The following is a 26,168-nucleotide window of genomic DNA, read 5'->3' on the forward strand; positions in this document are numbered from 1 at the left end:
TTGAGGCTGAACCAGTTGTTGAGGCTGAACCAGTTGTTGAGGCTGAACCAGTTGTTGAGGCTGAACCAGTTGTTGAGGCTGGCGCAAATGATTCTCAATTAACAGCCCACTCTGATGAAGATCCACGTACGTTGCTGCGTTGTCCACCTCAAGAACTGACAGGCGAGTGGAACCCAGAAAAGTGGGACTACTGGTTACAAACTGCTCGTGAAGGCGAGGTATTGGCACAAGATGAGCTAGCACTGGCACGACAAGGTACAATGACTGGTCAATGCAATGGCAAAGCCACGTTTTTGACCAGTGTTGATAGTAAGCATTTGCAGGTCACTTTTCAGCAATTGGCAGCTAAGCTACAACAGCAATTTACGCAAGCTGACATTGACTTGAAAATTGATAGTAGTATCATGCAGACCGAAGATAAAACCCCAGAGCGCCGACAGAAAAAACGTTTAGAGCAAGCGAAAACCGTTGCTGAAACGAAATTACTAAAAACACCAGTGATGCAGTATTTGACTGAACGCGGTGAAGGGAAAATGGGTAAAGTACAGCTGTATTGAAACTTTAGAGCAGTGATTGGTCAAAGTATTTGAAAGTATATTTATATATTGAACGTAGTTTTATATTAAATATCAAGGTGATAGCGATATACCATCTTGATATTTTTGTTTTTATTACGGGTCAAAATATATTTATCAAACAAGAGAGAACCATTTGATAACGATAAGATGAATGTAAAGTCGTTATAATGGTTAAGTTATATTAAAAACTGAAATGACGTTTAGGTGAGAATATGTTGGATAATTTACGCGGTATGGCTGTGTTCGCCAGTGTGGTCGGACATGGCTCTTTTAGTGGCTCAGCACGTGAGCTAGGTATTACAACCAGTGCAGTCAGTCAGCAAATTCGTTCATTAGAGAACGAGCTTGGCGTGGTATTGCTACATCGCTCAACTCGTAAGCTAAGCTTAACAGAAGCTGGTGAGAGCTTTTATGAAGCGGCAAAAGACGTCGTCAGTGCAGCGGAGCAAGGGCGTATCAAAGTTAATCAATTGCGTGATGAGCTAGCAGGTAGCTTGCGTGTATCGACCACGCCTGAGCTTGGTGTTAATCACATATTGCCAGCACTCTCTACTTGGATGGCGGCACATGATGATCTTAGCGTCACCTATCTAGCAGACAATCATTATATTGATATGATTGATGAGCGTATAGATATTGCTATTCGCATGAGTCCATCGATTAATGACTCTAGTCTGAGCAGTCATCCATTGACTGATGTGCGCCAATTATTGGTTGCCTCACCTCAGTATTTGCGTCAGCACAGTAAACTAAATACGCCTAAAGACTTGGCTGAGCATCAATTAATCTGTATTGAAATCATGAAAGATGCCAATCAGATCGATATGATTCAGACTGAAACTGGCAAAAAAACGCGTGTCAAAATGAACTCGCGTATCTATACCAATAACGTGTTTATGGCAACGACGTTGGCTAAAGAAGGTCACGGGTTGGTTAGAATGTTAGAAATGGACGTCAAAAAAGAGCTTGAGAGTGGTGAGCTGGTAGAAGTGTTGACTGGCTATCAATTACCAAGCTTTGTGCTATATGCGGTCACTTTAAATCGTGACCAACAGCCAGCTAAAATTACTCGTTGTCTAGAAGTATTGAAAAAGTACTTCCATGCAAATTAAGTGTTGTTCTCACTACGCACGAAACGTTTTTAGTTAGCAGTTAGCAGTTAGCAGTTAGCAAAAAGCCTATAGATAATGAATCATCTATAGGCTTTTTTGTTGTCTATTATTAACGTTAAAGCATGCTTTAAAATGATGGCTTTAATAAATTAATTAAACGCTCAATAACTTGTGTGCTTTCATCACGGCTCATGTTAAGTGGTGGCAGCAAACGTACAACATGACCACCCGTCACATTAATGATCAGCTTTTGCTCATCACGGGCACGATCTACCAGTTGGTTACAATCCATATCTTCAGGTAGCGCGATACCAATCATCATACCTGCACCGCGACTACTAACGCCATGTTGGCCAAATGTATCAACGATACTTTCTCTAATGAATAAACCCTCAGTCACTGCGTTTTCCATGATATTACTATTTGCTAGCACGTCATATACGCTATGTACCACACGGCTGGCCAATGGTGTGCCACCATAAGTAGAGCCATGACTACCAGCACCAAACAAACCATTGGCACGGCCACGTACCATGCACGCACCAACTGGGAAACCATTACCTAGACCTTTGGCTGTCGTCAACACATCAGGGCGAGCATTGCTATGTTGATAAGCAAAATATCTACCCGTACGGCCATTACCTGTTTGCACTTCATCCAGCATAAATAGCCAGTTATGAGCGTCACATTCTGCTTGCAAATCTTCAAGATAAGTGAAGCCATTGGCAGCAGTGTTTAGGCCACCTTCGCCTTGGATCGGCTCTACAAAGATAGCGCAGATATCATCATGTTCTTGAGCAGCTTGTTTGACAGCTTCGATATCGCCAAATGGCACACGAATAAAGTCCTCATCTAGTGTATAAAACCCTTCTCGCGCTTTTGGATTTGCAGTAGCTGACAAAGATAATAACGTACGACCATGGAACGATTGCTCCATTACGATAACTTTTGGACGTTTAAAGCCTTGTTTGTACGCGTATAAACGTGCCAGTTTCAATGCAGCTTCATTGGCCTCGGCGCCGCTATTGGCAAAAAACACACTGTCCATTTGGGCTGCGGTACATAGTATCTCTCCAGCACGCTCTTGCCAGTCAATGCCGAACAAGTTGCTTGTATGAATTAACGTACCTGCTTGCTGCTGAATCGCGTCAGTGACTTGTGGATGACAGTGTCCTAAGCCGCATACCGCAATACCAGTCAAGGCATCTAAGTAAGGCGTGTCATCTTTGGTATAGAGCCAACTGCCTGCACCGCGTGTAAAGCTGATTGGTTGACGATTATAAGTGGGCATCAGGTAAGTAGCAGACATGTAAAGCATCCTTGATATAATAATTGAGTAAAAGTGTGGGTTATAGCTCGTCAGAAAAAGGCGTGGTTTCTGCAGGTAAGGTGTAGTCTTCGTTTGCCCAAGCACCTAAGTCGATCAGCTTGCAGCGACTGCTACAAAACGGCTTGTATTTATTGTCTTGCCAGGCCGTCTGAGTGCTGCAACGTGGACAAGGGTAGGTCTTTGGAGGCGTGTTTGCAGTAGAGTCAGTCATAAGAAAAGAGCAATGTCCTAAATGTTATTAGTATTGGTTGCATATGGCACGAGCAGAAAACGCATCCGTCATTTAAATTACGACGAAACGAGGCGTACTTGCTATCGCTGTATTACTATTCAATTGGATTGACTATATAATAGCATGGGGCCGAATAATGACAAAAGACAAATGCTTTAAGGATAGTAGATGACCGACAATATTGATCTCACGCATCAGCAAGAGCGTGCCTTTCAACCACAAAAACTGTCAGCACCGCGTGACTTTATTATTCCAAATATCATCAATGACAATAAAGATGAAAAACCGTTGATGCTAGAGATTGGGGCAGGGAAGGGTAAGCATGCACTTAGCTTTGCCGCACAAAATCCTGATAAGCATCTGATAGCCATTGAACGCACGCGTAATAAATTTGAAGCATTCTCAAAATTAGCCACTCTACAAAATCTATCAAACCTAGACGCGATTCATGCGGATGCGATTGCATGGACAGTGCATGCAATCAAACCAAACAGCTTGGCTAAAATCTTCATTCTTTATCCCAATCCTGAACAGCACAATCCAAATCAGCAATGGCTGAACATGCCTTTTTTTGAGTTTCTCTTATCACGCTTGCAGGTGGGCGGAGAAGTGATATTAGTCACTAATATCGAATCCTATATGGACAATGCAGAACACCAAGCAACCAAAGTGTGGTGTCTACCATCAACACGTTCTCGAGTACCAGCGACCAGTCAGCGCACTCATTTCGAAGTGAAATATCTTGCCCGACAAGAGGTGTGTTGGGAGCTAAGTATTCGTAAGCCAAAGTGGTATAAAACAAGATTCGATGATTGGCAGGTAAGTGCTATAAGCGAAAAATAATAGCCTAAGCAAATAAAATTAAAACACTAAATAGCCGTCACTAAAGGACGGCTCAAAATTTACACATTTTATAAATAAGGTTTTACAAGGCTATTGGAGTTGGTATGAGCATCTAGAACAGTTAAAAAGGTATATGCACCGATAAACTTGCGGCTAATAAACATAAATTCTTTTGGTGGTAGATTAAATTCAAAAGATTGCATTGCGCGTGTAGCCGTAGTAGATAGGCGTGAATGTAATTTACTGTTGGCCCAAATATAGCGATTCTGCTCATCCAAACATTCGCTAGGGATATTAATGTGTTTCTCAGGATCACTAAAAGGCTCGGTAGCCAGTAAAAATAACGAAGCAATATCTGAACGTACTTTATTGCTCATGCTATCGAAAAAGTCATATCCTTTCATAGCAATGCTCATTGCTTGCTGATCATGGCGATATCCCGCACGTAGTAGATCACGGGCAATCGTTAATAAGTTACCATCAAACTGACGAATTGCTCCAAAATCTAGCAAAACCAATCTATCGATATCTTCTTCGTTGTCGCTCACACGCACTAGATAATTACCAAAGTTAGGATCGGTCTGCATCTCACCCCATACAAAAATCTCTTGCATCATGATTTCTATGGCTGCTTGGCCAATGGCATTACGGCGTTCATGAGGTAATAATTGTAATGCTTCCGAGACCACAGTGATACCTGGCTCGTATGACATACATAGCAGACGCTTTTTAGAATAAGTGCGATTAATCTTAGGCACGATATAGCGAGGATCATCGATTAAACGCTCGTAAAAACGTTCTGTCGTAGCCGCTTCCGCTTCATAATCGACTTCGTGATGGAGTAGGTCAAGTATTTCCTCAAACCAAGCATCGAGTGCGCGTGTTTGAGGGACGATATTACTTACTTTTAACAATCGTTTAAACAAGGCAAGATCAGAGTTGATAGCATCTGCCACACCCGGATACTGAATTTTTAATACAACTTGTTCGCCAGTGGCGAGTACGGTCGCACGGTGAACTTGAGCAAGAGAAGCGGTTCCGATGGGGACAGGATCAATGTCTAGCTCGTTTAGTTTGTTGCCCAGTAACTGGCGTAATGTTTGCTCAATCGTCGGCCAAGTCAATGTTGCTGTGTCGTCGTTAAGGGTTTGCAAAGCGCGTGTGATCTCTGGCGGCAGTATATGCTCACCATAAATCGCTAGCATTTGACCAATCTTGACGACCGAACCTTTCAATTTACCTAGCTCTGATGCCAGATAATTTGCTTGAGTTTCCATAAACGCCTGATTGCGTGCAGTACGAGCTTCTTTATTTAAGAACATACCAGACACGCTATTACCCGCCCAACGACGACCAATATTCAAAGAAGTTTTTGCAATCGACATACGACGATCAAACCCTGAGGTTTTTAGGCTATCGATTGATTGCTTGTTGCTAAAAGGTTTAGACGTATCATTTGCCATAAGTATAATCATTCATCCAATTGGTATTGATTTGCGGGTTCGAAACCTACAATACAAGGGAGACGTGATGCACAGGTACAAAATTGTATCATATAAAGCGCGTTGGTTTTATGAGCCTGAGCTGGCCATTGATAGTTACTTTGTAAGCCAATATCTAGTGGTAACTATTGATAAATAGGTGCTTACTAATTTGAGTATGATTAATAAATAGTTAGCATTTTCTAGCAAGTTCACTTGTTATTAAAACTTAATACTAAAAAATAAGACCTAGCATGATGCTAGGTCAAATAGTGATGTAGAGCTATAAAATACAGAAATACTATTAATCAAACATATTGAGCGAAACCTTCGCATTATCTAAAATGTTGTCCAAGACGTTACTCAATATGTTTTTAGGATGCCTTAGCTGCTAAGCATTTTCGCGAGTGATGGCATGGTGTCCAATATCACGGCGATACTGCGCACCATCGAAACTAATAGCAGCGGTTACTGCTAATGCGGCTTGCTGAGCATCAGAAATGCTATCTGCTAACGCAGTTACACATAATACACGCCCGCCGTTTGTGACGACTTCTTTATCATTATCGTTAGAAAATGCCGTGCCAGCATGGAAAACTTTAACGGCTTCGTCGTTGTTAGGATCTAGTTCTGGCAAGCCAGCAATCACATCACCTTTAGACGAAGTTTCAGGGTAGCCTTTTGATGCGACAACGATACCTAGAGCAGGGCGCGCATCCCATTTTGCTTCACTAGGTAATTGACCTGCCAAACCTTGTGCGACCAAATCGACCATTGATGACTGCAAACGCATTAAGATAGGCTGCGTTTCAGGATCACCAAAACGGCAATTGAACTCGATGACATACGGGTCGCCTGCCTTATCAATCATAAGACCAGCATATAAGAACCCAGTATAAGGATGGCCTGCGTGTTTCATGGCATCGACTACTGGTTGAATCACTTGCTGCATGACTTTGTTATGAACATCATTCGTAACAACTGGAGCAGGGGAGTAGGCACCCATGCCGCCAGTGTTTGGACCAGTATCACCTTCAAAAGCACGTTTGTGATCTTGGCTGGTTGCCATTGGCAAAATGTTATCACCATCAATCATGCAGATAAAGCTAGCTTCTTCACCCTGTAAGAACTGCTCGATAACCACTCGGCTGCCAGCATCACCAAACTTATTATCCGCTAACATATCGTCGATAGCTTCATGTGCTTGTTCGATCGTTTCAGCAACGATAACGCCTTTACCTGCAGCAAGACCATCTGCTTTGATAACGATAGGCGCGCCTTGCTCATCGACATAGGCTTTTGCAGCGACTGCGTCGGTAAAACCTTGATAAGCAGCGGTTGGAATGTTGTTTTGTTCCATGAACTCTTTAGCAAAAGTTTTTGAGCCTTCTAACTGTGCACAGTATGCTGTTGGGCCCCATGCTTTGATACCTGCTTCACGACAAGCATCAACAATACCCGTAACCAAAGGCGCTTCTGGACCAACAATTACCATGTCGATATCATTATTTTGACAAAACGCGATAACAGCACTATGCTCGCCTGCGTCAGCGTCGGTAGACTCTAGCGTAACGTTTTGGCATTTAGGCTCAAGGGCGGTGCCGGCATTGCCAGGAGCGATGTAGACATTTTTTACATTGTCATCTTTTGCACATTGCCATGCCAATGCGTGTTCGCGACCACCTGAGCCAACCACCAAAATATTCATCATACCTTTTGCCCTTAGCATTAAAGTTAATAGTGAGCGAGTCGTACGCTCTTAAATATGTTGGCATATTCTAACAAAAAAACGCCTTCAATTACCATGAGTATCCGCCTGCAAGCACCGAATCATTCATATCGACGTCCAAAACCGCATTGTCTCATTAGTAAAGGTTATCGACACACCGCTGATTCATGAAATGATGTTGTACACTTTAGCTCGCGCCTTATGTGCGTTACACTTCACTATATTGGTAGTATTAAATTCTGATGGCTACATATTAATAAAAAATAAGAGCAAAAAAGGAGAAAAATTCTAACTGTTATAAAAATAAAATAAGTCGCGTGAATGGAAATACTGCACCGTTGCACCAATGATGAATATGCAGTAACAGTAGTCAATCTAAATCGATAAACTTAAATAAATAAATGTTAAACCAAATCTATAAAAAAAGGACGCAGGAAATGCCAAACTCCCTCAGTATCGCAAAAGAGCGCATTAGCCAGATAAGCGATATTGCTACCAGTTATGTACAAAAAGACAAATCACTATTTGATCATTTTATTCATAGCTATTATCAGCCGCTGCATCAAGAAACTGCAGAGGCGATTAGTAATGCTGACTTGGCGGGCATGGCGCTACATCACTTTACACTACTCAAAGCTTACGACGGCAGCAAGCCGCAGCTGACAGTACTAAACCCAGCAGCAGAAGAGCAGCACTTTCACAGCTCGCACACTGTCATTCAAATCGCAGCTTATGATAGACCATTCTTAGTTGATACGATTTTGATGAGCCTAGAAGCAGAAGGTATCGATGTTCATCGTACTTATAACATCATCATCAGTGTTGAGCGTGATGAAAATGGTGATATCACCCATATCGAAGGCGCACATGAAAGTGCCACTTCACATATGTCATTGATTCATTGTGAAATTGCTTACCAAGACAACGAAGACTTGGAAGCACTGCAACAGATGCTGATGTCAAAAATTGACACGCTTGATACGGTCGTTGGCGACTGGAAACAGATGCGTGCGCAGTTGAACGATATCAAAACTGAGCTTTCGACTAAGCCGCTACCAGAAGTATTCTACTCACAACAAGAAATCCAAGCATTTTTAGATTGGATCTTAGACGATCACTTTATATTCTTAGGATATCGTGAATACCGCTTGGAAGGTGGTCAGTCTATCGAAGTGACTTCTGAGCCGACCGATTTAGATTTATTCGCAATCGGTAACAGTGGTCTTGGTCTATTACGTGGTTCTGAAAAAGACAAGCTATCAGAAAGCTTCAGCCAATTGCCTAGAGGATTAAAGCAATTATTGACTGAGCCGCGCGTGTTAATGCTGTCTAAATCAAGCCGTGTGTCACCTGTGCATCGTTCAGTATATATGGACTTTTTGGGCATTCATAAGTTCGATGACAATGGTAACCTAATTGGTGAATACCGCTTTATCGGTTTGCTTACGTCACAAGCCTATCAGCTTACTGTACAGCAAATACCGTTATTGCGCGAAAAAGCCAATAAGATTATGGCGATGGCAGACTTGCCACGTGACGGTCACGCTCATCATAAGATGATGCATGTGATTAATACCTTACCACGTGATGATTTGTTCCAAGCCAGCGTCGAAGAGCTATACCCAATTGTTTCGGGCATTACTCAACTACAAGACAAAAAGAGCTTACGTCTATTTAGCCGTATCGACCATTATCAGCGTTTTGTTTCGTGCTTGGTTTATATCCCGCGTGATAAGTTCAATACCGAGCTACGTATTAAAGTACAAAACGTCCTAAAAGACGCCTATAACGGTATGTCTTCAGGATTTACCACTGAGTTTAACGAATCTGCGCATGCTCGTGTGCATGTCCACGTACGTACCGTACCTGGCCAAGTAAACGACGTCAATATCGCCACACTTGAAGCCAAATTATCAGCACTCATGCAATCATGGGATGATAATTATCAAAAAATGCTCCTCGACAATGTGGGTGAGCAACAAGCCAATGCTTTAAATCGTCGTTTCTTAAACTATATTCCTGCTGCCTACCAAGAGCGTTTTGATGCTCGTACCGCAGTCGAAGACACGAAGCGTCTGGCAGGACTGACCGCAGAGCAACCAATGCTTTGGCACTTATACCAGTCGACAGGCGATGCACGTAACCAGCTCCACCTAAAGCTATACGGTCGCGAGCAGCCGGTTATCTTGTCAAAAGTATTGCCAATACTTGAAAACTTTGGTGTGTCAGTTATCTCAGCACAGACTTATGAGTTTGACTTGCCAGAGCAGCCTATCTGGATGCAAGAGTATGAACTGACCCTAGAGCATGTCGATACGGTCAATATGCAAGTAGTACGTGGTCAGTTCGAAGATAGCCTCAAGCAAATCTGGGCAGGTCGCGTTGAAAGCGATTCATTTAATGAATTGGTACTAACGACCAAGCTCGATACTTATGATGTCGTCGTATTGCGTGCATTGTCTCGCTATATGCTGCAAGCACGTGCGCCATTCTCTAGTGCTTATATTCAGCAAACTGTGGTCAAAAACAGCGATATCAGTGTCGCGTTAGGTAGTTTGTTTGACGCACGCATGAATCCTAAGTATAGCCTCGATACGCGTCAAGAAAAGGCTGCTACCATTCAAGAGCAAATCACAGCGGCGTTAGCAGATGTGGATAGCCTGGATGAAGATCGTATTTTGCGTTGGTACTTAGATTTGATCAATGCGATGGTACGTACCAACTTCTATCAAGTCGATAGTGATGGTCAGCGCAAAGATCGTCTGTCATTTAAGTTCTTGGCAGCAGACATTCCAAACTTGCCTAAACCAAAGCCAATGTTTGAGATATTTGTGTATTCACCACGCGTCGAAGCTGTACATTTACGTGGCGGCAAAGTCGCTCGTGGTGGTCTGCGCTGGTCAGATCGTATGGAAGATTTCCGTACTGAAGTACTTGGCCTTGTCAAAGCACAGATGGTCAAAAACGCAGTAATCGTCCCTGTAGGCTCTAAAGGTGGTTTCATTGTAAAAACCAAGAGCATGGCTGATGGTCGTGAGGCGTTCCAAGCAGAAGGTATCGCTTGTTATCAGACATTCTTACGCGGCATGCTTGATGTCACAGACAATATTGTAGATGGCAACATCGTCCCGCCAGCCAACACGGTACGCCATGATGAAGACGACCCGTACTTGGTTGTTGCAGCAGACAAAGGTACAGCTACCTTCTCTGACATAGCCAACGCGTTAGCAGCAGAGTACAACTTCTGGCTAGATGATGCCTTTGCATCAGGTGGCTCAGTAGGGTATGACCATAAAGCAATGGGTATCACAGCTCGCGGTGGATGGGAGTCGGTCAAACGTCACTTCCGTATGCGCGGTATGGACATCCAAAACCGTGATGACTTCACCGTTGTCGGTATTGGTGACATGAGTGGTGATGTATTCGGTAATGGCATGTTGCTCTCAACGCATACTAAGCTCGTTGCTGCCTTTAACCATTTGCATATCTTTATTGATCCTAATCCAGATACGGCGGCCTCATACGCTGAGCGCGCACGCTTGTTTGAATTACCACGCTCATCATGGGCAGATTATGAAGCATCATTGATCAGTCAAGGTGGTGGGATATTCTCGCGCCAAGACAAAACCATCGCTATCAGTCCTGAAATGAAATCGCTCTTCGATATCAGTGAAGATAGCCTTGCACCGAATGATTTGATCAGTGCGTTACTACGGGCACCTGTCGATCTTATTTGGAATGGTGGTATCGGTACTTATGTCAAAAGTGCAAACGAAACGCATGCTGACGTGGGCGACCGTGCAAATGATTCGCTGCGTATCGATGGTAATGAGCTACGCGCAGCTGTCGTTGGTGAGGGTGGTAATTTAGGTCTAACTCAGCAAGGCCGTATCGAGTACGCTCAAACGGGTGGACGTATCTATACAGATGCAATCGATAACTCAGGCGGTGTTAACTGTTCGGATCATGAAGTCAATATCAAAATCCTACTTGGCAAAGTGGTCGAGCAAGGCGATATGACGCTGAAGCAACGTAATGAGCTGCTTGAGAGTATGACTGACACCGTAGCAGAACTGGTATTACGTCAAAACTACTTACAACCACAAGCGATTGAGCTGAGCCATATTCGTGCAGCAGCTAATTTGAATGATCATCAGCGCTTTATTCAGATGCTAGAGAGTGAAGGGCGTCTGGATCGTGCGATTGAGTATCTACCATCAGACGAAGAGATTGCGAAGCGTCAAAAAGCGGATACTGGTCTGACCAACCCTGAGCTAGCAGTGGTCTTGGCTTATGGCAAGATGTGGGTTTATGACAATCTACTACTATCTGATTTACCAGATGATCCGTACTTTATCAATGAGCTACGTAAGTACTTCCCAGATGAGCTTGCGTCACGCTTCTTCGATGAGATGACTAAGCATCGTTTGCATCGCGAGATTATCAGTACTTACTTGACCAACAGTGTGGTCAACCGCTTAGGTATTGAAGCGCTATTCCGTCTCTTTGAGGAAACCGATCAATCACTAGCCACTATCGTACGTGGTTATGCGATTAGCCGTGATGTATTCAACGTATCGCGCGCTTGGAAAGCACTTGAAGCATTAGACAATCAAGTTGAGGCCACATTACTGCTGAACCTTGAGCTACGTCTACGTGATTCACTTGAGCGCGGTGTGGTCTGGTTCATCAATGCCTTCGGTCAAAATCTGCAAGTCGCTGATATGATTAGCCGCTTTAGTGAAAGCGTTGAAAAACTGACTAAGCCAAGTGGTTTTATCGAGCAGCAATTTGCACAATATCTGCAAGAAGATACCAAACGCTTGATGCAAAAAGAGCTGTCTGATAATGATGCTACGCTATTTGCGATGCTACCGTACCATGTCGATGCGCTCGATGCTGCATTGCTTGCTGAGCAATACGAGCGTCCTGTTGATGAGATTGCAACTTTATACTTTGAAGCCTATCAAGTATTACAGTTAGACTGGATGATGGAAAATATTGCGAACCTACCACAGCAAGATTATTGGGATCGCCGTGCACGCCATGCGTTAGTGAACGAGTTGTCACGCAGCTTGCGCTTATTGATGGATGCGGTACTGTCCAAACCAGATGCTAAGCAAGCATTTAGTGAATGGAGAGCAAGACACGTCGATCAGCTTGCAGCAGTCACCACAGAGATGAATAAGTTGGATGAGCTACATAGCAACGATGAAGAAGGTCAAATCGGTCTTTCAACGTTGTCAGTATTGATGAGTGAGCTTAGTGGTTTAGTTACTAAGTAATGAAGTAATATCACTCCCAAACTGTCGCACAAAAAAACCACCGTTCTTCATGTTCGGTGGTTTTTCATTGTCTAAAAGAAATAGTTTAATTGAAAGTATTAAGTAGTAAAGTGATTAACCTAACTTATGATGCTTTTTCACTGACGACTTTATGACACCCTTGACCACTAATTCGGCTAAATCCGCCCGAGAGCTTCTCGACTTTAATCTGGGTTAAAATGCGATCTTTTAGCGCCTGAACATGGGATATCACCCCGATTAATTTACCTTCTTGCTGTAGATTGGTCAGCGTATCAAGTGCAATGTCTAAAGATTCCTCATCCAACGTACCAAACCCTTCATCCAAAAATAGCGAATCCACACGTATATTTTGGCTGGCCATCTGTGATAGCCCTAGTGCTAATGCTAGGCTAATGATAAAACCTTCGCCGCCTGAGAGGTTTTTAGTGCTGCGAATTTCACCGCCCTGATAATTATCAATGACATTCAGCTCAAGTGGACTATTATCATCACGGGCCAGCAAATAGCGATCGCTCATTTTTTGCAGCTGCGTATTGGCGTGAGTGACCATAAGGTCAAAGGTTAGCCCTTGAGCAAAAGTACGGAACTTTTTGCCATCAGATGAACCAATCAATTTATGCAATTGTTGCCAAACTTGCAGTTTGTCCTTTTGAGCAGTGATAGCATCAAGCTGTGCCTGTTGGGTGGTTTTTTTGTCTTCATTGTCCTTTAGACGCTGACTGATTGCACCGATTGACTCAATTCGTTTGTTAAATTCATCTTGGGCTTGTGATTGCTGTTGGATAAGCATTTCTCTATCGTCTACTGTCAGCGGATTGGCTTGTTTATCTGCAAGTGTTTTTTGTGTTGCATCCAATAAAGATTGCGCTTGCTTTAGGGCATAATCGATATGCTGTTGCTGCTGTCTAAGTGCGTTACGCTCATCTATGGGCAGGCGTGCATTAGTAAAATCTATTTCATTAGCGAAATCAGAGGCGGCAAGCGCTGACTTAAAGGTATCTTCTTGGCTGCTAAGTGTAATCCTTACAGTAGTCATTTTCTCAGTCACCTGACGTTGCTTATCCAGCAATTGACTAAGTATGTGCTCAGCATTGTCTAACTGTCTTTGCGTAGAGGTCTGCGTGGTTTTAGCCTGATCTAACGCATCACGTAAACGCTTTTCTTCTGTTTCAGGATCTTTATTAGCAAAAACATACTTTCTATCTGTTTGTAATTTCTCAATCGCCTCAGTTCTTTCTGCCACGAGTTGAACCAGTTTACCAAGCTCATTTTTTTCTTTGTCGAGCTGAGACTGCTTAGTCTCGATTTGTGTTTCTAGACGACTGAGTGATGTTTTTAGGTTTTGTTGATCCTCTTTATAGTCGTTGAACTGTTTCTTGATTTGTAAAAAGGCACTGTGACATTGGCGCAGGGTGTTGATATGCGACTGATATTCCGTTTCACTTAGTATGGCTTGGCCTTCAATACTGGTTATCAACGGTTGTAATGATTGCAGTGAAGAACGTATCGCCATTTTTGCATCTGACTGATGTTTGTCAGCGGAATATTTATTTAACGGAGCTAATATATCGGTTTTGAGCACAGTCAATTCAGAAAAATTATCAGCAGATTTCTTGTCTAAGTTTTCTATAGCCCAGGTTGTTTTTTCACTATTGCTCTCAATATCGTTAATAGTGCTGGTTAGCTCACGCTGCTCCTTGTCTAACGCTTCGATGTCATTACGCATCGTAGAGAGCGACTCGCTAAGCGTTTCATATTGAGTTAACGTATTTTTAAGAGATTCTCTACGCTTACCTAGCTCGATTTTGCTACTGTCTAATAATGACAGCGCATCTACATGCGTCTCAATCTGCATCAATGGTTTTAATGTTTCAGCAACAAATTGAGAATAGCCTTTATTTAGTACTGAACTGACCAACTGGTCGATATCTGTCTTTAACTTTTGTATTTGGTGATTTAGCAGGGTTTGTTGCTCTTCCGCTTGCGCAAACTGCTGTCGTACAGTTGCTTGATTAATACGATGTTTAGATAAAGTATCTTCTAAATTGGATATAGTCGTATCCAGCTCTGCTATTTGCCGCTGAGTTTGCGTTGCTTCCGTTTCTTGTATCAAATGTGGGTGGTCTGCACTATAAGGATGCTCTAGCGATCCACAAAGCGGGCAAGGATGACCATCTTTTAGGTCAGCGATATAGTCTTCTAACTTGGCGACTTTTTGTAGTAAATGCAGCTGGGCTTGTTTGTCTTGACGCTTTTCTTTGGCAGCGCTGATAGCCGATTCATTATCAGCGATTAAGCCTGCCAGCTTTGTGAGGTCGTTACTCATTACTGGCAAGGTCGCAACTATTTTCTCTACTTGTACGCTAAGCTCATCTTGCTGTTTTGCCTTAACGCTCACTTGGTCAAGTTGACGGTTGATATCATCAATCTGCTCTTGCTCATCTCGCATATCAGCCAATGACTGCACTTGGGTTAATGCTGCTTGCTCTTGTTGTAAAGCGGCCAATTTATCCTGTATAGACAACATGGTGGTGTCTTTTGTCTTTTTCTGTTGATTTAAGACGTCAAGTTTGGCGCGATACTGGTGGATCTGTTGCTGCTGGCTTGTTTTATCATCTGATAGGGCGGTATTCTCTTGCAATAGGGCTTTTAGTCGGCCGCAATGACTCTTAAAATTCGCTATATCACTATCGATAGTGTTTAATTCATGGGCGTCATTAAGATAGCCTTCGACACGTGTGAGCTGGATTTTATTCTGCGCAGCCTGCTGTTTATGGTTGTCTATCTCTTTACTTAAATGTTGAGTGCTGCTCATTAGAGTTTGCTGTCTTTGCTCAATGTCTTTTAGGACATTCTTATTCTGCGCAATTTCCACATCGAGTTTACGCGCCTGCGCAATATTAGGTAGAGCCGTTTGCAAAGCTTCGTGGGCAGCTTGTGTATGATTTTTTGCTGTCTCTAGATGTGTGGTCGCTTGTTCTAAGTCATTTTGTTTCTGCGGTAGGATGCCAGTTATTTGCTGCTGTTCTTCTTGTAAACGTTTTAGATTATCTCGACTATGGACAAGTTGGCTGAACTGACTATCAATCTCCAACGCTTTATTAGCAGCGATTAAGCGTTTGGCACTAGGGATGAAGTCTTGCTGAGCCTGCTGAGCCTGCGCTAGATCATTTTGATAAGTATTCAGTTTTTCTTTTGATTCTGTGACGCTATCTAGCCACTTTATCTTTTCGGCCAAATCTTGAATGGTCTGCTGCTGTTCACTTTGAGCACTTTGATATGACTGCAAGTCCGATTTTAACTGACTTTCTTCATCGGTATTTAAAAGCATCAACCCGTCTAAACCGTATTGCAGCTTATTAAGAATTTCTTCCTCGGTACGTTTCTTATCATGAACCTGTGTTGAGATGGTCGCGTAAATATCAGTGCCAGTGATTTTCTCTAAAATATCTGCGCGTTCATCAGCCTTTGCCTTTAGAAATGCTGAAAAACTGCCCTGAGCTAGCAATATAGAGCGAGTGAACTGTTGAAAATCCATCCGAGTCAGTTCAATGATCTTGTTTTTGGTATGCTTTAAGGTACTCTCTAACAGCTCATCCTCTTTTGACGAGTCATCAACGTTTATCTTAGCGATTTCATGAGTCGCATCTTGCAGATTGCCATCTGCTTTATTGTAAGCACGGCGTTGCCCCCAGCGGCAGCGATACTGCTCACCATTTAAGTCAATCACTACTTCAGCGAAACACTCTGCCGTCTGCCGCGTCATCACCTCATTACTGCTCTTACTGATACTATTAATCCTTGGCGTCTCACCATATAGCGCTAAGCAAATAGCATCCAATATGGTGGTCTTGCCAGCACCTGTTTGCCCAGTGATAGCAAAGATACCTTCATTGGTAAAGGCAGTATCAGCAAAATCAATATGCCATTCGCCTTTTAGGGAGTTGAGGTTTTTTAGTCTGAGTTCGATTAGGCGCATGGATAAGTCTTAATATTAGTAATAGCCGCAACTGCGAAAAATTGAGAGAGATAAGGAAGTGTGGTCATGATATGTCACTTATATCATTCTGCCTGTTTGTCTTCATGACGTAAGTTATAAAGTATCTGACCATAGGCATCGCGCAACGAGTCTTTTTGCGAATCGGGTATGTCATTAAGCGTCAAACAGCGCTCAAAAACTTCCATCTCATTTAAGTCCTGCAAGTTCTCGGAAGTCTGCTGTTGATTAAGCACTTTATTATAAGTACGAGTGTTTTTTATCTTAAGCACTTCACAGGGTAACCCTTCTACCATTGCTTGCACTTGCTCACGCAAATCACTGACAATCTCATCGCCTGTATAGACAATCTCTAGCCAAATAGAGTCCGATTGTGTAAGCGCTTGAATGGTTTGTTCAATTGTGGTTAGGTCACCAGATATTTGCGCCAATTGTTGGAACTTTGGAATGGGTAGGGATACTACTTGCATCTGATTAGCGTCATCGCGATGTAGAATTTTATTGCTATTCACGGCGTCAGTAGAAGTTTCTCGAATGCTTTTATATTGCTCAGGCTGAATAGGAGTATTTTCTACGACAGTAGATTTTTTAACTTCCTCATCTTCTAATGGCTCATCAAAGCCAAACAAGTCATCCATGAAAGGCAGTTCCTGACTAGACACTTTTTTAGCGGTTTTTTCTGCTAATTTATCTACTGATTTTTTCACTTGGGCGACTTCAATGTCAGCAGCTGTATCGATAGCATGAGGAGTAATACTATCAGGTGCGACGTTTAACCCTAAAATGTCGTTATCAAAATGCTCTGCGGCACCAAACTGTACCAGCAATACTTGCTTTTGCTGTTTGGCCTCTCCGAAACCCATCGCGATGGGTGAGCCTGAATAGCGAATACTCTCACGACCGCCAACGCGCTGCGGTACGTGCAAATGCCCAAGAGCGACATAATCAAAGCCATCATTGAACATATCGGCAGATATTTTACCTAGTGAGCCGACATAGAGCTCGCGTACACCGTCATCCTCAGTTGTTTTGCCACCAGACGCGAATAGATGCCCTGTGGCGATGATAGGAATATATCGCTGATGCGTTTTGTTTAAGTCAGCTTGCTTAGTCTTCGCAATGTCTGCGACATTGTCATAATGCTCGCAAATACCAGCGATAACATTGGCGTCTTTGCTATCTGCGGACTCGCCAGCGCTACTGCTACGCACATCTCGATCGCGCAAATAGGGTACAGCAGCAATAATACAATGAGGGTTGTTGTCGTCATCACCCAAGACTAATACTTCATCGTCCAAGTCATCACAAGCAGTGCCAATTACATGTACGTTCAAAAATTTAAGCACATTACTTGGTGCGTCTAAAAATGTCGGTGAGTCGTGATTGCCTGCGACAATAACCACATGCTGACAGCAGGAGCGTGAGACCTTACCCAAAAACTCATAATACAGCGCTTGGGCTTTATTGCTTGGGGTCATGGTATCGAAGATATCACCTGCGACGATCAATATATCTACTTGCTGTGCGCTGATGGTGTCTTGTAGCCAATGCAGGAATAACTCAAACTCTTCATAGCGAAGACGCCCATATAGGCGTCGCCCCAAGTGCCAGTCTGAGGTATGCAATATGGTCAAAGGTTTCATTTGCGTGGTCAAAGAAGAAGACAAGCTAGCATCAGGTATGGGCATAAGTAGACTATGATTATGAGCAGTAGAAAGTCTTCATTCTAGCAAGAATCGTTGAGATTTGCGCTGTTGCCAAAAGAAAACCCTACCAATAATATACTGGTAGGGTTTTCTTCTTATTTGAGACTCATCGTTTTGCAGGTTAGCAGTAAGCGCTAGTCAACAATCAATTGCTCCAGACCATCTCCTTGCTGTGTTGCAAGATTTGCGACCATCGATAGGGCATGTGCTTGTTGGTCTATCGGTTGTTTTACTGCTTCACCTCTTGAGCCTTCACGCAACCAATTTTTAGCTATATCATCGCTATTTTGACTGTGCTGCTGATTTTGTAAATTATACCAAGCCAAATCATGATGCAAGCTGACCACGTCGCCCATGATGAGAAGGGCAGGCGTTGGCAATTGTGCTTGTTCTTGTTTGGCAACAATCGTTGCAAGCGTACCTGTCAATACTTGCTGATTGGACATACTCGCATTAGAGACGATAGCAATCGGCGTCTCGCTACTACGACCAGCGTCAACCAAGCCTTCAGTCAAACGTGCCAGCGAGTGCAGACCCATATAAAATACGACCGTCTCATCAGTATTTAAGAAACTCTTAAAGTTACTGTTAGGTGCACCAGCTTTCAAAAATCCTGTCACAAAACGCACTGATTGTGAATGGTCACGGTGAGTGAGCGGAATGCCTGCATAGCTAGCAGCGGCATTGGCTGCAGTGATACCCGGTACGACTTGATATGGCACATTATGTGCTCGTAGGCTTTCGATCTCTTCACCGCCACGTCCAAAGATAAACGGATCGCCACCTTTTAAACGCACCACACGGCGACCTTGTTTGGCATGATTGACAAGTAGCTCATTGATGCCTAATTGCGCAACTGTATGATTGCTGCGTTTTTTACCGACGAATACTTTGTCAGCATCACGGCGGCATAAGTCTAAGACCTGCGGTGAGACTAAAGCATCATAAAACACCACATCTGCTTGTTGCATCAAACGCAAGGCTTTAAATGTCAAAAGCTCTGGATCACCAGGGCCTGCGCCAACAATATAGACTTCACCAATGGCTGGTAAGTTTTTTTCTGACTCATCCGATGCGACGGGCTTGATGGCATCTGACTCTCTAACCGAATTTGTATCGTCGCTTTTCTTACTGATAGCAGCGGCAGTACTATCCAAATCAGCTTTTAACTGTGCAGTCGCTTCGGTTTCATTACCTGCAAACATGAGCTGACTGACCTGACCTTCAAATGCGCGCTCCCAAAACTGACGACGGCCAGTAAGCGTTGGTATCTTGGCTTTTACCTCACTGCGGAATTCACCTGCCAGCTTGGCTAATTTTCCATAGCCTTGCGGGATTAATGTCTCAAGGCGTGCCCGTAATAAGCGTGCCAGCACAGGCGCTTTACCATTTGATGAGATACCAATCACAATAGGATTACGATCGATAATCGCTGGAAAGATAAAGTCACATAAATGAGGGGTATCGACCACATTGACTGGAATGTTTAGCTCAGTCGCATCTGCATGAATTTGGTGGTTCAGCGTCTCATCGTCAGTCGCGGCAATGATTACCCGTGCGCCTGACATATAGGTTTTATTATAGTTCTCATAGATAAATTCATGTTTGCTGTCAGTGAGTAAGGCTTGTAGCTCGTGGCTGATATCGGGTGCAAGTATAGTGATACAGGCGCCTGCACGGCTGAGCAAGTCCGCTTTACGCAGTGCCACTTCGCCGCCGCCCACGATAAGCACTTTACGGTCTTCTAATTTAAAAAATAGCGGGAAGGTGTTCATAATGTCACCATATATTTAATTGTTTATTATAAAAGGTAGAAAAGATATAAGGAATGTCGCCATTATGAGGTATCACAGGCACACTCTCACCTAGTGAATTGGCATTAGTATATTCGTTTTTGAAATATTAATTGATATTTTTCTTGCCAATAGGAATAGATTAAATGACTTTCTTAAATCAATAAATTATCTAATACACGCTAACATATCCCAAAATTAGGGTGTGCTAGCATGTCTTAAGATAATTAATCGTATATCAATAATTCACAATATTTAAAAAGAGTAAGCATACTATGAAATTATAAGACAGAGTGGCGATTATATTTGGTGGCACTTCAGGGTTGGGCGAGGCGACGGCAAAGGCGTTTGCTAATGAAGGTGCTAAAGTCGTCGTCACAGGACGCGATGAGGAAGATGGCAATCGAATCGTCAAAGACATTACAGATAACAATCAAGATGCCATCTTTGTAAAAGCTGATGTAACACAAAAGAGTGATATTCAAGCCGTAGTTGATAGCGCATTAACGACTTACGATAAAATTGATATTTTGTACAATGGTGCTGGTATTCATGATGGTTATGACAATGCTGTTGAGCTAGAAGAAGATTTTTACGATAAATTGATGGCGATTAATATCAAAGCGCCTTATCTGGCTTCAAAAATGGTGATTCCGCATTTATCAAGCAAGGTGTCGGCGCTATTATTTAGGTCGCAAATAGCTTTAGTAGTTGCAAATATGATCGTCAACCATGAAAAAAGCCCTCTCTTAAATTAAAGAAAGGGCTTTTTTCATTCAGAAAACACTAAAATTACAACTGCGTGTGCAGACCGCACTCACGGCTTTCTTCTACTTTAGTTGGATCAAAGTAGTCATGCTCGTTTGGCAAGTTGTGCTCATCTAAGTATACATCCAAATCTGCATCGGTTTTTTCAAACAATGGCGCTACCTTTAGTACGCCGTCTTTTGATAAGCTAAGTACATCAAGACCTTGGCGGAATTCAGTTTGGTCTTTACGAATCGCATTGAACCAAACATCTGGCTTTAGCTCATCTAACGCACGGCGGAATGGCTCAAGTTTCACTTGTTCAGTGAACTCGCCATGTTGCGGGTTGTCAATGCCTGGGATGCCATTCATGGTGGCGTCACGATGGGCAGCGGTTTGTTTTGGGATATAAGTCACAACGTTGAGATCAAGATCACGAATCAATTTGTTGGCAAATTGATAGGTCGCATCGGTGTTATAGCCTGAATCTACCCATAATACCGTGATGTCAGGGCGCTGCTTGGCAACCAAATGCAAGATCGCTGACTCATACGGACGGAAGTTGGTGGTGATGATTGGGTTTTTGGCTTGCGTCAATGCCCACTCAACGATTTGCTCAGGTGATTTACCTTGCAAATCTTGGTTTGCTTGGTCGATATCTAGGTTTGGGTGTAATTGGCTCATAATACATTCCTTAATAATTGTTAATATAAAAATAGCGATTTGATAGTGAATAATAAAATCAGTTTTTTGAGAACATCGGTAATGCTGAAGCGTCTCGACCATCATAGCTACTGGCTAGGGCAGTGAAGGCTTGGCTAATATCAGATTTAGCATCATGCTCATTGAGTACAAAGCTGGTCGCACCAGCGCGCAGCAAATAAGCGATTTGATCACGACCAAACGCGCCTGCCATGCGAATATCACCTTCATAACCAAGCTGACGCAGGGTCTGTGCAAAACTAAAACCGCGACCGTCCACAAAACTTGGGACATGAATGACGATCAAGTCTTGCGTCAATAAAAATTCTTTTACATCAGGCAGATCATCAGCATCGGTGTTGGACGTGATCCACACACCCAATCGGCTGCTGTGCTGCTTGAGGATATCCAATACTTGCTCTAGCAAACCGTTTGCCAGTTTTCCATCAGCATTTAATAAATCTGCTAGTGGGACAAGTACATCAACTTTTTCTTGTTTGTGTAACAGCTCAAGTAAGGTCAGGTTTGATAACGCGATACCGTCAGGCAGCTGCGCTGTCGCTAGCGCTTGCCAAGTATCTTCGCCACTGATGTCTGCGCCATGGCTATCAAGCACATGATGATTACCCATAGACCTTCTCCTTAAAGGGTGCAAGGCCAATACGATTGATCAGCTCACCAAAGCCTTCTACCTCATTCTCATTAGCCACGCGTTGCTCTAGATAGACATCTACTATCTTTTGTATCGTCGTCGCGACATCATCAGATGGCACCGCTTTACCCAATATCTTGCCGATTTTGGCGTCGTTACTAGAGTTTCCGCCGAGGCTGATTTGATACCAGTATTCGCCTTTTTTATCGACACCAAGGATACCGATATCGCCGGTATGATGATGCGCACAGGCATTCATACAGCCAGACATATTGAGGCGGATTTCACCCAAATCATAAAGATAGTCGAGATCATCAAATTGCTTTTCGATTTGTTCAGCGATATTGTGGGTTGTGGCATTGGCGAGCGAGCAAAAGTCCCAGCCTGGGCAGACGATCATATCGGTGAGGGTATTGATATTTGGACGGGCCAAATGTAGCGCAACCAACTGTTGCCATAGCTCGTATAAGCGGTTGGTTTGTACATCAGCGAAAACCAGATTTTGCTGATAGGTACCACGCAATTCACCAAAGCTATGTTCATCAGCGAGGTCGGCGAGGGCGTCCATTTGCGACTCACTGATATCACCTGAAGGCACGTACTTACCATTGACCAACCCTGCTTTTAACGAAATCACCACGGCGCGATAACCTGCGATTTTATGGGCGACCGTATTTTGGTTATACCAATTGGCAAAGTCTTTATCAGCGTTTAATTGCTGCTGCAAGTCCGACTGTACTTGGAGCGCATCAAAGCTTAGATAATCAGGTTCGGTAAAATAACTACTGGCTTTGTCAAAGTTGGCATCGGTTAGAGTTAATGAGCCATCTTTGGTGTGTGCTTCCCATTCAGCGTCGACCAGTTTAGCAAAGGCAGGACCGCCCATGCTCTCGACTAATATTTTGATACGCGCTTTGAATTTATTATCGCGGCGACCATGCAGATTATAGACGCGCAAAATCGCATCTAAATAGCTGAGTAAATGATGGCGTGGTAAAAATTTATTAATGGTTTTGCCAATCACTGGCGTACGTCCTAAGCCACCACCAACGATCACTTCAAAGCCAAGCTCGCCTTCTTCATTGGTTTTTAAATGCAGTCCGATATCATGCACCTGCGTCGCTGCCCGATCATTGGCGGTACCAATGACGGCAATCTTAAATTTGCGCGGTAAAAAGGCAAACTCAGGATGAAAGGTTGACCACTGGCGAATAATCTCACAATAAGGACGTGGATCGGCAATCTCTTCTTTATGAATACCGGCGTAAGGATCCGTTGTCGTATTACGGATACAGTTACCTGAGGTTTGGATGGCATGCATCTGTACCGATGCCAGCTCTGCCAAAATATCTGGCACTTCTTCAAGTTTTGGCCAGTTCAGCTGCATATTGGTACGGGTGGTCATGTGCCCATAGCCTTTATCATACTTACGGGTAATCTCAGCCAATTTGCGTAGCTGATAGCTGGCAAGCAAGCCGTAAGGAATGGCGATACGGAGCATAGGCGCATAACGCTGGATATAAAGACCGTTCTGCAAACGCAGCGGCAAAAATTGCTCTTCTGGCAGCTCGCCTGCCAAAAACCGTTCGGTTTGGTCGCGAAATTGGGCAACTCGTTCCTCTACCAAAGTCTGGTTAGCGTAATTATATTGATACATGACGTAATCTCAGTTTTGTTTTTAATCTTAAAATCAGCGACGAAAATGATTTGCGTGTGTAATAGGTTTTATTGCCGTTCGCAATGTAAATAATTCAGCTATACATCATATAAGCTTGTAGCCAGAAACATAAATTCCTTTCAGACATATCCATATCCAAACACAGCATAAATTTTCATAACGAAAGTTAGGTAGCCTATGCGTATCAAATTTAATGCCCAGTCGCTAGTACGCTACTTATTATCTAGCGACGGCTTTCTTCTCAGTTTTGTACATTTAATCGCTTTTGCATTTTTGCTCATCTCTTCCAACCATTCTTTCTAATAAGAGGTTTTAATAACTATATGTCTCAGACTCAAAGCCCAACTCAATCCCAATTCAAATCAAAGCTGGTTCCACCACATGGCAGTGCCGAGCTTAAGCCACTATTATTAAACGGTGCAGCACGTGATCAAGCATTAGAGCTTGCCAGCACATTGCCGACCATCACTCTAAGCTCACGTGAGCGTGGTGATTTAATCATGTTCGGTATTGGTGGTTTTACTCCGTTAAATGGTTTTATGAATCAAGCGGACTGGCAGGGCGTGGTTGATAATATGCGTTTGCAAAGCGGTGAAAACGCTGGCTTGTTTTGGCCAATTCCTATCACTTTGTCTGCGCCAAAAGAAACTGCGGATAATTTGAGTCAAGGCGACAAAGTAGCCTTGGTCGCTCAAGATGGCGAAGTCATGGGTATCTTGACGGTAGAAGAGACTTATACCATCGATAAAGAACATGAGTGTCAGCAAGTATTTACGACCACGGATTCAGAGCATCCAGGCGTACAACAAGTATTGAACCAAGAAGCCGTCAATATTGCCGGTAGTGTTGAAGTGCTGAGCGAAGGTGAGTTCCCAACGTTATATCCAGAAATCTACAAAACGCCAGCAGAAACGCGCGCAATTTTAGATGCTAAAGGCTGGAAAACAGTGGCTGCATTCCAAACGCGTAATCCAATGCACCGCTCACATGAGTATTTGGCCAAGATTGCGATTGAGATCTGTGATGGTGTGTTGATTCATTCATTATTAGGGGCATTGAAACCTGGCGACATCCCAGCAGAAGTTCGTCAAGAAGCCATCAAAACCTTGATCGACAACTACTTTAGACAAGATACCGTTATCCAAGCAGGCTATCCGTTGGATATGCGCTATGCTGGCCCACGTGAGGCATTATTACATGCGCTATTCCGTCAAAACTATGGCTGTAGCCATCTGATTGTCGGTCGTGACCATGCGGGTGTCGGCGATTACTACGGTGCGTTTGATGCGCAAACTATTTTTGAACACGTTGGTAAAGATGATCTTATCACCCAACCGCTCAAAATTGGCTGGACGTTCTGGTGTAATGCTTGTAATGCGATGGCTTCTGACAAGACTTGCCCACATGACGCGTCTGAGCACGTTAAAGTGTCAGGTACTAAGCTGCGTAAAGCACTATCAGAAGACGAAGATGTACCAGAAAACTTTAGCCGTCCAGAAGTACTACAAATTTTGCGTGACTACTATGCTGGTATCGCAAAAGAAGAGCGTGCTGAAGTTAAATTAACGGGTGCATCTGCGGTATAAGGGCAGATCATCAGTATAAAAAACTTGTACTAAGCCAGTCGTAAAAAAGGTGTCAGACTTATGGTCTGGCACCTTTTTGTTTTTATCATCATGTTTAAAATGGAAAACAACTTAACGCATACTAGCGCTGTCTCTTAAATCTCCAAACCTACTGCCAGCTTTTTATATTCTCCAGCAAGCGAGCCACCACCTGAGCAAAAATAGTTCAGTGCATATTTATCTGGGCTGTCGATGATGAGGGTGTCGTCCTTAAATTGGAAAAAAGCCGTACTGTCATTTACTTTTGCCTGAAAAATCGTACCGTGAGCAGTATCTTGGCCCATGAGTATCGCCTTACCATCGAAGTGACAAGTAGGTTTTTTGATATCGCTGCGTGAGCGAACTTTAATATCAATCTGTTGATCACCATCTGCTCGTACTATCACGCCAACCCAATCATAGCCTTGCGCTCGTTTGTCGTAGTCAGCAGTAGCGTAATCCGCTGAAACCTTGTCTCCAAGAATATTGTTGTTACTCACTGGCATGGCTAGTGTTTCACTAGTGACTATTTTAACAGCGCTGTGACTATCACTATTCACCGTAGGCGACATACTATTACAGCCTGTTAAAGTAGCTAGGGTAGAGGTCATTATTATTAGCCCTACAATAGAATGAAATTGACGGTATGAAGTATTCATATAAGGGCCTTTGGTCAAG

At 43.3% G+C, this 26,168-nt stretch carries 16 protein-coding genes and 1 pseudogene; 6 read left to right on the forward strand and 11 right to left on the reverse strand.

Annotation, left to right across the window (positions count from 1 at the left end; all coding sequences use genetic code 11):
- Positions 1 to 557 (forward strand): annotated as a pseudogene (locus HCZ91_RS09380) (DNA polymerase III subunit gamma/tau); the annotation flags it as partial.
- A 233-nt stretch (positions 558 to 790) separates the two neighbouring features.
- Positions 791 to 1,690 (forward strand): LysR family transcriptional regulator, encoded by a 900-nt coding sequence (locus tag HCZ91_RS09385; RefSeq protein WP_057760292.1) that lies wholly within the window; start codon positions 791 to 793, stop codon positions 1,688 to 1,690.
- A gap of 127 nt (positions 1,691 to 1,817) precedes the next feature.
- Here HCZ91_RS09385 and HCZ91_RS09390 read toward each other — a convergent pair whose 3' ends face one another.
- Together HCZ91_RS09390 and HCZ91_RS09395 are read right to left on the reverse strand one after the other, a co-directional pair.
- Positions 1,818 to 2,999, reverse strand: a complete 1,182-nt coding sequence (locus HCZ91_RS09390; protein ID WP_101205916.1) for an aspartate aminotransferase family protein — start codon at positions 2,997 to 2,999, stop codon at positions 1,818 to 1,820.
- A 40-nt stretch (positions 3,000 to 3,039) separates the two neighbouring features.
- Entirely contained in the window at positions 3,040 to 3,231 is a 192-nt protein-coding gene (locus HCZ91_RS09395) for a DNA gyrase inhibitor YacG (protein ID WP_101205915.1), read from the reverse strand.
- Between the two features lie 189 nt (positions 3,232 to 3,420).
- Here HCZ91_RS09395 and HCZ91_RS09400 point away from each other — a divergent pair, with 189 nt between their 5' ends.
- Positions 3,421 to 4,095, forward strand: coding sequence for a DUF938 domain-containing protein (locus tag HCZ91_RS09400; protein WP_101205914.1), 675 nt, complete (start codon positions 3,421 to 3,423; stop codon positions 4,093 to 4,095).
- Positions 4,096 to 4,163: 68 nt separating this feature from the next.
- Here HCZ91_RS09400 and HCZ91_RS09405 read toward each other — a convergent pair whose 3' ends face one another.
- A complete protein-coding gene (locus HCZ91_RS09405) occupies positions 4,164 to 5,558 on the reverse strand; it encodes an AarF/ABC1/UbiB kinase family protein (protein ID WP_179799153.1) in 1,395 nt (464 codons plus the stop codon).
- 409 nt (positions 5,559 to 5,967) lie between these two features.
- Positions 5,968 to 7,284, reverse strand: coding sequence for a phosphoribosylamine--glycine ligase (gene purD / locus HCZ91_RS09410; RefSeq protein WP_179799209.1), 1,317 nt, complete (start codon positions 7,282 to 7,284; stop codon positions 5,968 to 5,970).
- A 458-nt stretch (positions 7,285 to 7,742) separates the two neighbouring features.
- Here purD and HCZ91_RS09415 point away from each other — a divergent pair, with 458 nt between their 5' ends.
- Positions 7,743 to 12,590 (forward strand): NAD-glutamate dehydrogenase, encoded by a 4,848-nt coding sequence (locus HCZ91_RS09415; protein WP_179799154.1) that lies wholly within the window; start codon positions 7,743 to 7,745, stop codon positions 12,588 to 12,590.
- A gap of 124 nt (positions 12,591 to 12,714) precedes the next feature.
- Here the strand turns inward: HCZ91_RS09415 and HCZ91_RS09420 are convergent, their stop codons facing one another.
- From HCZ91_RS09420 to cysG, 3 genes are all read right to left on the reverse strand, one after another.
- Entirely contained in the window at positions 12,715 to 16,590 is a 3,876-nt protein-coding gene (locus tag HCZ91_RS09420; protein WP_179799155.1) for an SbcC/MukB-like Walker B domain-containing protein, read from the reverse strand.
- Between the two features lie 83 nt (positions 16,591 to 16,673).
- Positions 16,674 to 18,296 carry an exonuclease SbcCD subunit D C-terminal domain-containing protein gene (locus HCZ91_RS09425; RefSeq protein WP_179799156.1) on the reverse strand — a complete coding sequence of 541 codons (1,623 nt, stop codon included), beginning with the start codon at positions 18,294 to 18,296 and terminating at the stop codon, positions 16,674 to 16,676.
- A gap of 152 nt (positions 18,297 to 18,448) precedes the next feature.
- Positions 18,449 to 20,089 carry a siroheme synthase CysG gene (cysG, locus tag HCZ91_RS09430; RefSeq protein WP_179799157.1) on the reverse strand — a complete coding sequence of 547 codons (1,641 nt, stop codon included), beginning with the start codon at positions 20,087 to 20,089 and terminating at the stop codon, positions 18,449 to 18,451.
- A 311-nt stretch (positions 20,090 to 20,400) separates the two neighbouring features.
- Here cysG and HCZ91_RS09435 point away from each other — a divergent pair, with 311 nt between their 5' ends.
- Complete coding sequence (locus HCZ91_RS09435; protein ID WP_179799158.1) at positions 20,401 to 20,865, forward strand: SDR family NAD(P)-dependent oxidoreductase; 465 nt, start codon at positions 20,401 to 20,403, stop codon at positions 20,863 to 20,865.
- A 34-nt stretch (positions 20,866 to 20,899) separates the two neighbouring features.
- Here the strand turns inward: HCZ91_RS09435 and HCZ91_RS09440 are convergent, their stop codons facing one another.
- From HCZ91_RS09440 to HCZ91_RS09450, 3 genes are read right to left on the reverse strand one after another with little or no spacing between them, the layout of a single operon-like run.
- Complete coding sequence (locus HCZ91_RS09440) at positions 20,900 to 21,538, reverse strand: phosphoadenosine phosphosulfate reductase family protein (RefSeq protein WP_075107592.1); 639 nt, start codon at positions 21,536 to 21,538, stop codon at positions 20,900 to 20,902.
- A 58-nt stretch (positions 21,539 to 21,596) separates the two neighbouring features.
- Positions 21,597 to 22,187 carry a DUF934 domain-containing protein gene (locus HCZ91_RS09445; RefSeq protein WP_179799159.1) on the reverse strand — a complete coding sequence of 197 codons (591 nt, stop codon included), beginning with the start codon at positions 22,185 to 22,187 and terminating at the stop codon, positions 21,597 to 21,599.
- The gene (locus HCZ91_RS09450; protein ID WP_102090738.1) at positions 22,180 to 23,865 is read right to left on the reverse strand and encodes a nitrite/sulfite reductase; all 1,686 of its coding nucleotides are present in this window, start codon (positions 23,863 to 23,865) and stop codon (positions 22,180 to 22,182) included. Before HCZ91_RS09450 ends, HCZ91_RS09445 begins: the two co-directional genes overlap by 8 nt.
- Positions 23,866 to 24,209: 344 nt before the next feature.
- Here HCZ91_RS09450 and sat point away from each other — a divergent pair, with 344 nt between their 5' ends.
- Positions 24,210 to 25,472 (forward strand): sulfate adenylyltransferase, encoded by a 1,263-nt coding sequence (gene sat / locus HCZ91_RS09455; RefSeq protein ID WP_179799160.1) that lies wholly within the window; start codon positions 24,210 to 24,212, stop codon positions 25,470 to 25,472.
- 134 nt (positions 25,473 to 25,606) lie between these two features.
- Here the strand turns inward: sat and HCZ91_RS09460 are convergent, their stop codons facing one another.
- Positions 25,607 to 26,101 carry a hypothetical protein gene (locus tag HCZ91_RS09460; RefSeq protein ID WP_257020031.1) on the reverse strand — a complete coding sequence of 165 codons (495 nt, stop codon included), beginning with the start codon at positions 26,099 to 26,101 and terminating at the stop codon, positions 25,607 to 25,609.
- Positions 26,102 to 26,168 lie beyond the last annotated feature (67 nt).

The organism is Psychrobacter sp. BI730 (assembly GCF_013414195.1).
GTDB lineage: Bacteria > Pseudomonadota > Gammaproteobacteria > Pseudomonadales > Moraxellaceae > Psychrobacter.

Excerpts from the sequence above, each read along its gene's own strand:
- HCZ91_RS09385 (WP_057760292.1), top strand. The coding sequence starts at position 791 with ATGTTGGATAATTTACGCGGTATGGCTGTGTTCGCCAGTGTGGTCGGA.
- HCZ91_RS09390 (WP_101205916.1), bottom strand. The coding sequence starts at position 2,999 with ATGTCTGCTACTTACCTGATGCCCACTTATAATCGTCAACCAATCAGC.
- HCZ91_RS09395 (WP_101205915.1), bottom strand. The coding sequence starts at position 3,231 with ATGACTGACTCTACTGCAAACACGCCTCCAAAGACCTACCCTTGTCCA.
- HCZ91_RS09400 (WP_101205914.1), top strand. The coding sequence starts at position 3,421 with ATGACCGACAATATTGATCTCACGCATCAGCAAGAGCGTGCCTTTCAA.
- HCZ91_RS09405 (WP_179799153.1), bottom strand. The coding sequence starts at position 5,558 with ATGGCAAATGATACGTCTAAACCTTTTAGCAACAAGCAATCAATCGAT.
- purD (WP_179799209.1), bottom strand. The coding sequence starts at position 7,284 with ATGAATATTTTGGTGGTTGGCTCAGGTGGTCGCGAACACGCATTGGCA.
- HCZ91_RS09415 (WP_179799154.1), top strand. The coding sequence starts at position 7,743 with ATGCCAAACTCCCTCAGTATCGCAAAAGAGCGCATTAGCCAGATAAGC.
- HCZ91_RS09420 (WP_179799155.1), bottom strand. The coding sequence starts at position 16,590 with ATGCGCCTAATCGAACTCAGACTAAAAAACCTCAACTCCCTAAAAGGC.
- HCZ91_RS09425 (WP_179799156.1), bottom strand. The coding sequence starts at position 18,296 with ATGCCCATACCTGATGCTAGCTTGTCTTCTTCTTTGACCACGCAAATG.
- cysG (WP_179799157.1), bottom strand. The coding sequence starts at position 20,089 with ATGAACACCTTCCCGCTATTTTTTAAATTAGAAGACCGTAAAGTGCTT.
- HCZ91_RS09440 (WP_075107592.1), bottom strand. The coding sequence starts at position 21,538 with ATGAGCCAATTACACCCAAACCTAGATATCGACCAAGCAAACCAAGAT.
- HCZ91_RS09445 (WP_179799159.1), bottom strand. The coding sequence starts at position 22,187 with ATGGGTAATCATCATGTGCTTGATAGCCATGGCGCAGACATCAGTGGC.
- HCZ91_RS09450 (WP_102090738.1), bottom strand. The coding sequence starts at position 23,865 with ATGTATCAATATAATTACGCTAACCAGACTTTGGTAGAGGAACGAGTT.
- sat (WP_179799160.1), top strand. The coding sequence starts at position 24,210 with ATGTCTCAGACTCAAAGCCCAACTCAATCCCAATTCAAATCAAAGCTG.
- HCZ91_RS09460 (WP_257020031.1), bottom strand. The coding sequence starts at position 26,101 with ATGACCTCTACCCTAGCTACTTTAACAGGCTGTAATAGTATGTCGCCT.